General features: G+C 61.0%; 12 protein-coding genes. 2 read left to right on the top strand and 10 right to left on the bottom strand.

Going from position 1 to position 12,216, the window contains the following annotated elements; translation table 11 throughout:
* Positions 1–24: 24 nt before the first annotated feature.
* The 10 genes from argB to ACFP6B_RS10850 all read right to left on the bottom strand — a co-directional run bounded on the left by argB (position 25) and on the right by ACFP6B_RS10850 (position 10,808).
* A complete protein-coding gene (gene argB / locus ACFP6B_RS10895) occupies positions 25–1,035 on the bottom strand; it encodes an acetylglutamate kinase (RefSeq protein WP_237197143.1) in 1,011 nt (336 codons plus the stop codon).
* Positions 1,036–1,048: 13 nt separating this feature from the next.
* Complete coding sequence (gene argJ / locus ACFP6B_RS10890; protein WP_377129921.1) at positions 1,049–2,266, bottom strand: bifunctional glutamate N-acetyltransferase/amino-acid acetyltransferase ArgJ; 1,218 nt, start codon at positions 2,264–2,266, stop codon at positions 1,049–1,051.
* Positions 2,263–3,306, bottom strand: coding sequence for an N-acetyl-gamma-glutamyl-phosphate reductase (gene argC / locus ACFP6B_RS10885; protein WP_377129919.1), 1,044 nt, complete (start codon positions 3,304–3,306; stop codon positions 2,263–2,265). The genes argJ and argC overlap by 4 nt, the downstream gene beginning before the upstream one ends.
* A 219-nt stretch (positions 3,307–3,525) precedes the next feature.
* Positions 3,526–4,194 (bottom strand): hypothetical protein, encoded by a 669-nt coding sequence (locus ACFP6B_RS10880; RefSeq protein ID WP_377129917.1) that lies wholly within the window; start codon positions 4,192–4,194, stop codon positions 3,526–3,528.
* Positions 4,195–4,415: 221 nt separating this feature from the next.
* Positions 4,416–6,968 (bottom strand): phenylalanine--tRNA ligase subunit beta, encoded by a 2,553-nt coding sequence (gene pheT, locus ACFP6B_RS10875; protein ID WP_377129915.1) that lies wholly within the window; start codon positions 6,966–6,968, stop codon positions 4,416–4,418.
* Between the two features lie 3 nt (positions 6,969–6,971).
* The gene (pheS, locus tag ACFP6B_RS10870; protein ID WP_185173242.1) at positions 6,972–8,099 is read right to left on the bottom strand and encodes a phenylalanine--tRNA ligase subunit alpha; all 1,128 of its coding nucleotides are present in this window, start codon (positions 8,097–8,099) and stop codon (positions 6,972–6,974) included.
* Between the two features lie 149 nt (positions 8,100–8,248).
* Positions 8,249–8,689, bottom strand: coding sequence for a hypothetical protein (locus ACFP6B_RS10865; protein WP_377129913.1), 441 nt, complete (start codon positions 8,687–8,689; stop codon positions 8,249–8,251).
* A gap of 123 nt (positions 8,690–8,812) precedes the next feature.
* Complete coding sequence (locus ACFP6B_RS10860; RefSeq protein WP_237197155.1) at positions 8,813–9,319, bottom strand: hypothetical protein; 507 nt, start codon at positions 9,317–9,319, stop codon at positions 8,813–8,815.
* A gap of 110 nt (positions 9,320–9,429) precedes the next feature.
* Positions 9,430–9,873 (bottom strand): (deoxy)nucleoside triphosphate pyrophosphohydrolase, encoded by a 444-nt coding sequence (locus ACFP6B_RS10855; protein ID WP_377129910.1) that lies wholly within the window; start codon positions 9,871–9,873, stop codon positions 9,430–9,432.
* On the bottom strand, positions 9,873–10,808 hold the full coding sequence (locus ACFP6B_RS10850) for a TrmH family RNA methyltransferase (protein WP_377129908.1): 936 nt from the start codon (positions 10,806–10,808) through the stop codon (positions 9,873–9,875). Before ACFP6B_RS10850 ends, ACFP6B_RS10855 begins: the two co-directional genes overlap by 1 nt.
* A gap of 162 nt (positions 10,809–10,970) precedes the next feature.
* Between ACFP6B_RS10850 and ACFP6B_RS10845 the strand changes: the two genes are divergently transcribed.
* Both ACFP6B_RS10845 and ACFP6B_RS10840 read left to right on the top strand, forming a co-directional pair.
* Entirely contained in the window at positions 10,971–11,189 is a 219-nt protein-coding gene (locus ACFP6B_RS10845) for a type II toxin-antitoxin system RelB/DinJ family antitoxin (protein ID WP_377129906.1), read from the top strand.
* Between the two features lie 170 nt (positions 11,190–11,359).
* On the top strand, positions 11,360–12,031 hold the full coding sequence (locus tag ACFP6B_RS10840) for an N-6 DNA methylase (RefSeq protein WP_237186821.1): 672 nt from the start codon (positions 11,360–11,362) through the stop codon (positions 12,029–12,031).
* The last annotated feature ends 185 nt before the right edge of the window (positions 12,032–12,216 follow it).

The raw sequence follows: 12,216 nt of genomic DNA, 5'->3' as shown, positions 1-12,216 counted from the left end.
TGTAGCTCGCTGAGTTAAGTAGTCCTAATAAGTCACCGGCTTGACCTGGAAGTCAGGGGCCGGGTGGTGCCAGGGGGTATCGTCGACGTTGTCGGGGGTGAGCTGGGTGCCGATGCCGCGGTCGGTGAAGATTTCGAGTAGGGGCGAGTGGGCGAGGCGTCCGTCGACGATGGAGGCTCTGGGCACGCCCTGTTCTACGGCCTGCAGGCAGGCACTCATTTTGGGGATCATGCCGGAGACCAGGCTGGGGAGCATCTCGCGTAGTTCGCTGACGGTGAGGGATGAGATGAGGGAGTCTTTGTCGGGCCAGTTGGCGTAGAGGCCTTCGACGTCGGTCAGGACGACGAGTTTTTCGGCTCCGAGGGCGGCGGCGACGGCTGCGGCTGCGGTGTCTGCGTTGACGTTGAGGATTTCTCCGGTGAGCCCGGCAAGCCCGTGGTTATGTTCGGGGTACTTTTCGGGGTCGTGCATTTCGGGGGCGACGGAGGAGATAACGGGGATTTTGCCGGCCTGGATCATGGACATGATGGCGGTGGTGTTCACGCCGACCACTTCACCGACGAGGCCGAGGTCGACTTCTTGGCCGTCCACCACGGTGCCGATGCGGCGGGCACGTAGGAGCCCGCCGTCCTCGCCGCTCATAGCGACGGCGAAGGGGCCGTGGGCGTTGATGAGGGAGACGAGCTCGCGGGCTACTTGGCCGGTGAGTACCATGCGGACGACGTCCATGGCTTCGGGGGTGGTGTAGCGCAGGCCGCCGCGGAACTCGCTTTCGATGCCGAGTTTGGTGAGCATGGCGGTGATTTGGGGGCCACCGCCGTGCACGACGACGGGGCAGATACCGATGGTTCGTAAGAAGACCATGTCTTCAGCGAAGGCTGCGCGCAGTTCCTCGGAGATCATGGCGTTGCCCCCGTATTTGAAGACCATGATTTTGCCCCGGAACTGTTGGATCCAGGGTAGGGCTTCCATGAGGGTTTTGGCTTTTTGTTGGGCGGTGTCGAAGCGGGCGTGGGCGTTTTTTTGCTCTGCCATGGGGATCTTTCGGTTAGCTGGAGTAGGCCGAGTTTTCGTGGACGTAGTCGTGGGTGAGGTCGTTGGTCCAGATGGTGGCTTCGTGCTGGCCTGCGCCCAGGTCGATGTCGACGGTTACTTTGCGGTCTGCGGCGAGGTCAACGAGGGAGCGGTCTTGGCCGATGCCGCCGCCGGTGCAGACCTGTACGCCGTTGATGGTGACGTTGACCTGATCGGAGTCGAATGTGGCTGAGGTGGTGCCAACTTCGGAGAGGATGCGGCCCCAGTTGGGGTCGTTGCCGAAGATGGCGGTTTTGAAGAGGTTGGAGCGGGATACTGCCCGGGAGACTTCTTCGGCATCCGCTTCGCTGGCGGCGCCCAGGGTGCGTACGTGGATGTCGTGGCTGGCGCCCTCGGCATCCCCGATGAGCTGCAAGGCCAGGTCCTGGCAGACCTTGGTGAGGGCTTCGGTGAAGACGCCCAGGTCAGGTTCGATATCGGAGGCGCCGGAGCTCATGAGAATAACGGTGTCGTTGGTCGACATGCAGCCGTCAGAGTCGGCCCGATTGAAGCTCAGGCGCACGGCCTCGCGCAGGGCGGTGTCGAGGTTGTCGGGTGAGACCAGGGCATCGGTGGTGATAACCACCAGCATGGTAGCCAGCCCCGGGGCCAGCATGCCTGCGCCCTTGGCCATACCGCCGATCAGATAGGAGCCGCCCTCTTCGATTTCCACGCCGATAGCGGCCTGCTTTGAGACGGTATCGGTGGTCATGATGGCTTCAGCCGCCGCCAGCGAAGAGCCGGAGCTCACGCCCAAGGAGGCTGCGGCGTCCTTTGCGCCCGCGGTGAGCTTGTCCATAGGCAGGCGCTCGCCAATGAGGCCGGTGGAGCACACCAGCACGTCGCCGGCTGAGACGCCGAGCAGGTCGGCAACGAGTTCAGCGGATTTGTGCGTGTCTTGGAAGCCGGGGGCACCGGTGCAGGCGTTAGCGCCGCCGGAGTTGAGCAGGACGGCGTCGGCCCGGCCGTCGCTGATGACCTGCTGGCTCCAGAGCACGGGGGCGGCGGCGAAGCGGTTGCTAGTGAAGACGGCGGCAGCGTGCTTGACGGGCCCGTCGTTGACGACCAGGGCGACGTCCTTTTTACCCTCAACGGCGCTGATTCCAGCGCGGACGCCCGTAGCGCGGAAGCTCCGGGGGAAGGTGACTCCATGGGTGGTGATGCCTTCGATCTGGTGGATAGTGTCGGTCACGGTGCGAGTCCTTCCTGGAGCAGACCTGCGTTTTCGGGGAGCCCGAGGGCAATGTTCATGGATTGGATGGCACCGCCGGCGGTGCCCTTGGCTAGGTTGTCGATGACGCTGGTGACGATCACGCGCCCGGCGTGCGCGTCGAAGGCCAGCTGCATTTCGGCGTGGTTGGAGCCCTGCACGCTCTTGGTGGTGGGCCACTGCCCTTCGGGGAGCAGGTACACGAACTTTTCGTCGGCGTAGGCCTGCTGCCAGGCTTCACGCAGCTGGGCTTCGGTCACGCCGGGGCGGACGCGCGCGGTTGCGGTAGCGAGGATGCCTCGGGGCATGGGGGCGAGGGTTGGGGTAAAGGAAATCTGCACCTGCTCCCCCGCGATGTGGGTGAGCTTCTCTTCGATTTCGGGGGTGTGCCGGTGGGAGCCGCCGACCCCGTAGGGGCTCATTCCGCCCATGACCTCGGCTGAGAGCAGGTGGGGCTTGAGGCTCTTCCCGGCCCCTGAGGTACCTGAAGCGGCAACGATAACCACGTCGGTGGGTTCGAGCAGACCGGCGGCAAAACCGGGAGCCAGGGCCAGGATGGACGCCGTGGGGTAGCACCCGGGCACCGCAACCCGCTTGGTGCCCACGAGGTTATCGCGCTGTTTGCCGGTGGCGGTGGGCAGTTCGGGCAGACCGTAGGGCCAGGTGCCGGAGTGTGCAGAACCGTAGAACTTTTCCCAGGCGTCCGCGCTGTCAAGGCGGTGGTCTGCCCCGGCGTCGATGACCAGGGTATTCTCGGGTAGCTGGGCCGCGATCTCGGCGCTGGCACCGTGGGGCAGGGCCATGAAGACAACGTCGTGCCCGCTCAGGGCCTCGGCGGTGGTGTCAGCAACGACCAGGTCGGAGTAGGCGCGAAGGTGGGGGGCGAGGTCACCCAGGCGGGAACCAGCGGACGCGTGCGCGGCCACGGTTTTTACCTCAACGTGGGGGTGGGTTGCCAGTAGGCGCAAAATCTCGCCACCGGCGTACCCGGTGGCTCCTGTGACAGCTACGGTAATAGTCATAGCACCATTTTTGCATGTTTTTGCATAGTAGTAAATATTTATGCACTACGTTTCGCAATGTGAACCTGCGAGCGCCAAGCCGCCCCCGGGCGTCCTTCCGCCCCAGCACCATCACCCACAAGGGGACCTGAAAACTAAAAAGGGACCGCATAATGTGCGGTCCCTTTTTGAAAATGCGGTCCCCCTGGTGTTGAGGGTAGGGGCTGGGAGCAGCTCAACCTAGTCGAGACTCTCTGCACCCTTGCGCTTGCGAATCATCATGAAGGTGCCGACAACACCGGCACCAAAGACCAGAATTGCGCCGGCAAGACGCAGCATGGCGCTACGTTTCTGCGATGCAACGGTATCTTCGGTCACCGGCACCAGGCTACCCTCTTCGCCGGTACGGACCACGGTGAGGTTAGCGTCTCCGGTTTGCACCAGCAGGGCATCGACGGTCTCGGGGAAGTCAGCGCTGACGGTACCGGTCTGGGAGCCGCGGAACTCAACAGTAGAACCGGGGTTGACCTGCACAGGGTCGGCAATCTCCGAAATGAAGGTTTTACCAGTCATTGCGGTGTTATCGGGCAGGGTACCGGTGTAAGTCGCCACGTTGCTATCACCTTGCAGGTCGCTGGTGACCTTTTCAAAGGTGCCGGTCATGACCCAGGAGCGCCCCTCGTAGCCTTCGTTGGCGCGGGCCTCGTTGAAGGTCCGTATGCCGCCAATCAGCAGGATAATGGCAAAGATAGAGGCCAGAATCATGATGCCCGCCGCAGCCAGCTTGGGCCCAAGTGGCCCGCGGGGTTCCTCGTAGCCTTCTTCCTCTTCAGTGAAGGTGAAGAAGTCGTCGGTGCGGTCATCTTCGTCGAAGTTATCGCGGTCTTCGAGGTAACGCTGATCGCTCACGGTGCATCTCCAGAGGTTGTGGGTGATTGCCTAGATGAAGGCGGAAGTCCATTCTATCGCGTCAGCCCCTAAAAGGCTTATCGGTCTCGCAGAAGGGTCAGCTTTTTCAGCGGTGCCTCCCAGGCGCTGCCCTGAACTTCCCCACAACCCACCCGCTGCACGCAAAGAGCCCGGCGGACGCGCGTCCACCGGGCTCTACCCCTTGTGAGGGTTTGCGGTGCTTAGGCTCGCTGTACCGCGCCGAAGCGTTCGGCAACCAGGGCAACGCCTGCTTCACGGGCCGCGGAGGCCTCGTCGGCTGTCAGGGTGCGGTCGGTGGCGCGGAAGCGCAGGGCGAAGGCCAGGGACTTCTTGCCCTCTTCGATGCCGGTGCCGCGGTAGTCGTCGAAGACGCGGACGTCCTCGAGCAGCTCACCGGCGCCCTCAGCCAGGGCAGCGGCCACGTCAGCGGCAGGAACCGCAGCGTCGACCACCAGGGCAACGTCCTGGTTAGCTGCCGGGTAGCCGGAGATACCGGTAGCCTGAACCGCCTCACCAGCCTGAGCGATGAGGGCGGTGAAGTTGAGCTCGAAGGCACTGGTGCGCTCGGGCAGGTTCAGCTTGGCCAGCAGCTTGGGGTGCAGCTCACCGGCGTAGGCGATGACCTCACCAGCTGCGTTCTTGAGCACGGCGGTGCGGCCCGGATGGAAGGCCTGGTGCTCACCGTTGGCAAGGGTGAGCTTCACGCCGGCGGCGTCAGCTACTAGCAGCACAGAGTCCAGGGCATCGCGCCAGTCAAAGGCACGGGCGGTAATGCCCGGGGTTTCCTCATGCTCAGCACCGGCGAAAAGACCGGCGATGTGGCGGGGCTGGTCGGGGATACCGGCGTTCAAATCTGCCAAAACCTCATCGGAGGGCTTGACGCCCAGACCGGGAATGGAGGCTGACCCCAGCTGGGTGCCGGGGATAAAGACGGAGCCGGTCTCGTAGATGGCCAGGTTCTTGAAGCCGCGGGAGAGGTTGCGGGAGAGTACCTCGGTCAGGCCGGGCAGCAGGGAGCGGCGCATCCAGCCCTGGGCGGACGAGATGGGGTTAGCCAGGCGGATGGAGTCCACCGGCTCACCGGCAACCGGGGAAGCCCAGAGGATGTTGTCTTCATCGGAGACGAAGGGGTAGGCAAAGACCTCGGTCAGACCTGAAGCTGCCAGGGCGTTGAGGGCCCGGCGGCGCAGGGTCTGCTCAACGGTGTAGCCGCGGCCGGGAGGGGCCACAGGCAGGGTGGAGGGAATCTGGTCATAGCCGACCAGACGGGCAACTTCCTCGGTCAGATCTTCCTTAGCGCCCAGGTCGGTGCGCCAGGAGGGCACAGTGACCTCGTAAGAGCCCTCAGCGACCTCAACACTGGCACCGATCTGTTCCAGGGAGCCAACAATCTGCTCTTGGGTGTAGTCGATGCCGATACGGCCTGCGGTGTAGTCGGCGGGCAGGGAGATGACGGTGGGGGTAAAGCTGCCACCGGCGTCCGTCACGCCCTCATCGGCACTTGCACCGGCCAGCTCAACCAGCAGGTCAACGGCGCGCTGGGCGGCCGCTGCCTGGATCTGGGGGTCAACGCCGCGTTCAAAGCGCTTTGAGGCCTCAGAGGAGAGCTTGTGGCGGCGGGCGGTGCGGGCGATGGAGACCTCATCGAAGCGGGCTGCCTCAATCACGATACGGGTGGTGGAGTCGCTGACCTCGGTGGAGGCCCCGCCCATGACACCGGCCAGGCCGATAGGGCCGGACTCGTCGGTAATCAGCAGGTCTTCGGCGTGAAGCTCACGTTCCTTCTCGTCCAGGGTGGTGAGCTTCTCGCCAGCTTCGGCACGGCGCACGGTGATGCCGCCGGTCAGCTTATCTGCATCGTAAAAATGCAGGGGCTGGCCGGTTTCGAGCATGACGTAGTTGGAAATATCCACCGGCAGGGAGACGGAGCGGACGCCCGCCAGGCGCAGGCGGGAGGACATCCAGGTGGGCACGGGGGCGGTTGCGTCCACGCCGCTGACCGAGCGGGCAACGAAGCGGGTGGCGCCGTCCTTACCGTGAATAGGGGCAGAGTCAGTCAGGGTGACGGGCAGGCCCGCGCCGTTGGCAGCAGGGGCCTTGGCAGCCAGGTCGAGCACAAAGTCATCGAAGTCGTTGCCGGTAGCGTGGCAGTACTCGCGGGCGATACCGCGAATGGAGAAGCCATAGCCGCGGTCGGGGGTTACGTTGACTTCAGCAGCTTCGTCGTAGAGACCCAGCAGCTCCATGGCATCGGTGCCAACCTCGGGGTCAAGACCCAGGGTTGAGAGCACCAGGATGCCGCCGTGGTCCTCACCGATACCCAGTTCCTTGACGGAGGCGATCATGCCGGCTGACTTGTGGCCGTAGGTCTTGCGGGCGGTAATAGCGAAGCCGCCGGGCAACACAGCACCGGGCAGGGTCACAACAACCTTGTCACCGGGCTTGAAGTTGTGGGCGCCGCAGATAATGCCCTGCACGCCGGACTCTTCAATGCCCTTGCCGGTCAGGGTCTGCTTCTGGCCCTCGGGCACAACGCGCACCTGGCACCAGTTAACGGTCTTACCGTTGGAGTGGGTTTCGGGCTCCATGGAGAGCACCTGACCCACCACGATGGGGCCGGTCAGCTCGTCGGTGGGGCGGTGGACGTCCTCTTCTTCCAGGCCAACTGTGACCAGGGTAGCCATGACATCTTCGGCGCGTGCGTCGGCCGGGACGGGTGCGTATTCACGCAGCCAGGAAAGGGGTACTCGCATGGGTTAGATCTCCATCTTGAACTGCTGTGAGAAACGGACGTCGCCTTCAATCATGTCGCGCATATCCTGCACACCGTTGCGGAACATGAGGGTACGTTCGATGCCCATACCAAAAGCGAAACCTGAGTAAACTTCAGGGTCAACACCGGCTGCACGCAGCACATTGGGGTTGACCATACCGCAGCCGCCCCACTCGATCCAACGGGGGCCGCCCTTGGCGTCCGGGTGCCAGACGTCCAGCTCAGCGGACGGCTCGGTGAAGGGGAAGTAGTTGGGGCGCAGGCGAATCTTTGCTTCTTCGCCAAACATGGCGCGGGCCATGTGCTCCAGGGTGCCCTTGAGGTCAGCCATGGTCAGGCCCTTATCAACGGCCAGGCCCTCAATCTGGTGGAAGACCGGGGTGTGGGTAGCATCGAGCTCATCGGTGCGGTAGACCTGGCCGGGGCAGACCACATAAAGGGGCAGGTCGCGGGAAAGCAGGGAGCGCATCTGCACCGGGGAGGTGTGGGTACGCAGCATCAGGTGGGCACTGGTGGGCTCCACGAAGAAGGTATCCTGCAGCTCACGAGCCGGGTGGTCAGGCTTGAAATTCAGCGAATCAAAGTTGTACCACTCTGACTCAAGTTCGGGGCCGTCGGCAATCTCCCAGCCCATGCCCACAAAGATATCGCACATCTGCTCCTGCAGGACGCTGATGGGGTGGCGACCACCGATACGGCGGCGAGGAGTGTGGGCAGTCACGTCCACAGCCTCTTCAACCAGAATACGAGCGTCGCGCTCTTCTTCCAGCTCAGCGTTACGGGCCTCAAGAGCCTTAGTCAGGCGTCCGCGCGCCTGGCCCATGAGCTTACCCACCTCAGCCTTGTGCTCCTTACGCAGATCACGCATCTGCTTATTAGCCAGGGTGAAGCCAGCCTTATCGCCGGTGAAATCCAGGCGCACGCGCTTAAGTTCTTCGAAGTCAGCGGTTTTTTCAGCGATTTCCTTCTGCGCACGCTCAAACTCGGCGGTGAAGGCTTCGCGGACGGTCGCCAGACCGTTCTCGGGGTCTTTTTCTAGAATGGCGCGAATGTTAGCCAGCACCTGGAAGGGTGTGGGGTTCTCAGGCACCTCGGGCAAAGAATCAGTCATCTGCACTTCTCTTCACATTGTGGGCGAAACGGGCGCTTACCGCGCCCAGGGCATCAAGACAATAGTTTAGTGCAAAAAGGTGAAGCAGGCTCGCGCTCAATGGGAACGGAGCGGACGCTGCCCGCAGGTAAGTGACCACCAGCAGGCACTTAGGGCGCTGGAATAACATCAACCCGTTCAAAGAAGGCACGGGCAACAGGGGTGAAAGTTAGGCCAAGCCAGGTGAGGTTGGCTAGAGACCACACCAGGAACCCGATCATAGCCACTGCACCGGCAGCAGGAGGTGCAACCCAGACCAGCGAAAGAAGCGAAACAGTGCTGATGACGGTACAGACAAACCCGAATAGGTTAGCGGCTCCTGCTTTTTGCCAGGTGCCGGTGCGGCGGATAACCCAGATATATAGCAGGAAGGTGAGGGCAATTGAAATACCAGCACTTACGACTCCCCGTGCGTCGCTGACATCAAGGGAAGTAACCATTTGCGTCAGATAGGCGATGCCCGACAGCACTAAAATGCCCTGCATTACCCGGATAACCGTGGGCACTTCTCCCCTGCTAAAGGCCAGTTGCTGTTTCTCTTTTTCTTTCATAAATCATCAGCCTCCTTTCTTTTAGCGTAACAACTAGCCGGTCACGATACAAGAATGTGAAGCGCGCACAGAAATGGGCCCTCCGGATCAACCGGAGGGCCCATCACAGCTAGAAGATAAGGTCTAGCGCAGGATTGAAGCAACGGACTTGTTCGATACCGCAACAATCCAGACGATGGCCAGAACCAGCCAAACAATGCAAAGAACAACGACAATTAGCGAGATGTAGAATGAGCCCAGCGCCGAGAAGGCTGCGCCAAGAATTCCCAGACCCGCGAAAACATAGCCGGTGATGCGACCAGCCTTTTTGTACTTAGCCATGAGGAAGTACACCAGAGCAAAAAGTGCCAGACCAATAACGGTTCCCGCCACAGTGGTCACGGGGTTTTGGTCGGTGGGCACGGTCTCACCGAGCACATCGATAGTTGCGGGTGTCAGCACGTAGCCTAGTACCTGCACCAGCAGGTAAACAACAGCTGTAGCTAAGAGAATGACCTGTGAGCGTTTGTGCTTCTGCTCAGCGTCGGGAGCTACCGGCTGCTGCCCGAATCCGGGCTGGCCACCCATATACATGGCCTGTGTGTCGTTCGGTGCGGAGTGGTCGTTAGTTCCGTAGGGTGTCTGCGACATGTCTAAACCTCCATGTGAAAGATGTGTTGCGTACTACACATCATACCGGAGATAAAAGTCAGACACCTTATATTCTCACCGAGGCGAGTTCTATTACGCTTCGCTACAGGTTAGGCGGCGCGGACGCCCGCCAGCAACTCCTCGACAATAGGAAAGTCAGCGGGAATCCAGGGCAGCTCCAGCACCGTGGCATCAAGCGGAACCCAGCGCAACTCGGCGTGATCTTGCAGGGCGGTGGCGCGTCCGTCCGTAATTTCTACAAACCAAACCCGCATAGCAGCTTTCTCGTTCAGCACCCAGCCCTGGGGGTGGGGGCCGACAATCTCGGCACCGAGCTGGGCGGTAATGCCCAGCTCTTCGCCCAGTTCACGGAGCAAGGCATCCTCGCAGGATTCACCGGCCTCAACCTTGCCGCCGGGAAACTCCCACAGGCCTGCGAGCGCCGGAGGAGCCGAGCGCTGACCCACCAACAGGCGGGTAGGGCTGGTCAAAGAATCGACGATAGCCGCCCCGACCACCTGCACCGGGTAGACCGCAGTAGGCTGCTCCCCCACTAGTCGCCCTTGCGGTTCTGGGCCAGGGATGAAGCAAAGAGGCAGACACCAGCTGCCATGCCGACGTTCAGCGACTCGGCGGCCCCGCGCAGGGGAACAGCCACGCGCAGGGAGGCAGCAGCCTTCTCTTCATCACTCAGGCCCGCCGCTTCGTTGCCGAAGAGCCACATGGTGGGCTTGGCCAGGTCGTATTTGACCTTCTTACGGGGTTCGACGCCGTTACGCAGGGCGAAGGCGGCGTCCTGTAGGTCATCGAGGGAAACCCGGCCGTAGCCGTCCGCTGCAAGGACGCCGATGCCCTGGGCTTTGGCGTCCTCGGCGAAATCTTCAAGGTCGATGCCCTGGATCACGGGTACGTGGAAGAGGGAGCCTGCGGTGGAGCGCACTGCCTTGGGGTTGTAGAGGTCAACGGAGCCCTTGGTGGTGACGATCAGGTCAGCACCGGCGGCGTCGGCAGCCCGCAGGATAGTGCCAGCGTTGCCGGGGTCTTGCACACGAGCCAGGACGGCGATGAGCTTGGGGTTGATGGCCCCTTCGCCCCAGATGTCGGAGGGGGCGATGTCGTTCTGGAAGGCGACGGCGATAATGCCCTGGGGGCTGACGGATTCGGCCATGGCCGCGAGGACGGGCTCGGTCACCATACGCATGAAGACCTTACGGCCGGGCTCAGGGGTAGGGGTTCCGTGGGCTTCTTCGAGCAGGTCGACGATGTCGGGGTGGCGGTCGAAGGCGCGTTCGGTGATGTAGACGGCGTCGAGCAGGGGCTTGACCTGGTGGGCTTTGAGGGCTTCGCGGACGGCCTGCGGCCCCTCTACTAGGAAGTGCCCGGTCTTGGTGCGGGCTGCCCGGGTGGCAAGTTTGGCGATATCTTTGACGCGGTCTGCCTGGGGGTTTTCCATGACGACGGGGGTGCTGAGGCGTTCTTTGAAGTCCATAGGTTCTATTGTCTCATGGCTTGTTTGCTGGCTTGTGGGTTTGTGGGGAAGGACGCGGTGGGGTGGGGTAAGGCTGAGGCAATGACAGGCTGGGCTTCAGTTATTTCTGGGTAAGCCTTACAGTGAATCTAGGCTGAGTTTCAGGAGGGCTATGTTGTGGTGATGTCTGCGGTAGAGGTGAAGTTGGATGAGCAGACTAAGAGGAATCTTGAGGTCTTGTGTCAGGAGCTGGGAATTACGGTTTCTGATGCTTTCTCCATGTTTGCAAGGAAGATGGTGAGGGAGCAGAGGATTCCTTTTGAGGTGGCGCTTGATCCTTTGTATTCCGAGGCCAATGTGAGCATGTTGCGGCGGTCGGTGGCTCAGGTTAAAGGGAATTAACCTCTCATGTCGTGTAGCTGCTAGCAAGGCATTGCTTACGCCCATCTGAGTTGAGGTATCAGCTTATGGGGATAACGAATTGGTAAGCGAAAAGTTATGATGTTGAGGGGTGGTAGATAGTCTCGATAAGAGCGCCCCCCGTTCGGACGATAACTGCAAGGCGGTACATCATGGCAGATTCTGCTGATCTCAAGGAAGAGCTCCTCGTTAAATCTAAACAACGAGTTGCCGACCATGGTGAAGTGTTTACACCTGCTCATATCGTTGAGGCAATGCTCAACCTTGTCAAAGATGAATCTGAACGTATCGACTCACGGTTCCTGGAACCAGCCTGCGGTGAAGGCAACTTTCTGGTGCAGGTGCTACTCCGAAAATTAGCAACCGTTCAGGGCCGTTACGGCAAAAATGAGTTTGAACGCCGGCACTACGCCCTACTCGGACTGATGTGCATATACGGTATCGAGTTGCTTGAAGATAATGCCCAAATATGCCGTGAGAACCTGGCTAGTATCTTTGACGCTTTTATCAATGACAGCAGCACCCCCGAATGGGGTAAAGCAGCTCGTAAGGTTCTGGATGTCAATATTGTTCAAGCTGACGCTCTCACCCTGCTCAGGCCCAACGGCGAAGCGATAATTTTTCCTGAGTGGGGCTACCTGGCTAAGGGAAAATTTCAGCGCCGAGATTTTTCTTTCGAGAATCTTGCCAGGGGCAAGAACCTTGCTCAAGGTAATGAGCATACAGATAGTCTGTTTGGGGAGCTTGAGGCAGAGAGTATTTTTGATCCGGTACACACCCACAAGCCAATGACGGTCAAGCAGATAGCAGAACTGGACGGATAGATGACAGAAAACACTCTGTTAAGGGGCCATAACCCTGATGTTTTGACCTGCATAGCGAACCTCTCAAACGATGAGGTTTTCACCCCGCCCACCTTGGCTGTGGCTATGAGGCTTATTCAAAAGTCCCACCCGCAGCCAAAAACACCAACCCCCGCACCACCGCAAACACCCGCCCATACAACCCC

Origin of the sequence: Rothia nasimurium, from assembly GCF_042660305.1 — a bacterium.
GTDB lineage: Bacteria > Actinomycetota > Actinomycetes > Actinomycetales > Micrococcaceae > Rothia > Rothia nasimurium.
Note: the sequence above shows the minus strand (reverse complement) of the source record. Positions and strands in the feature narration are given on the sequence as shown.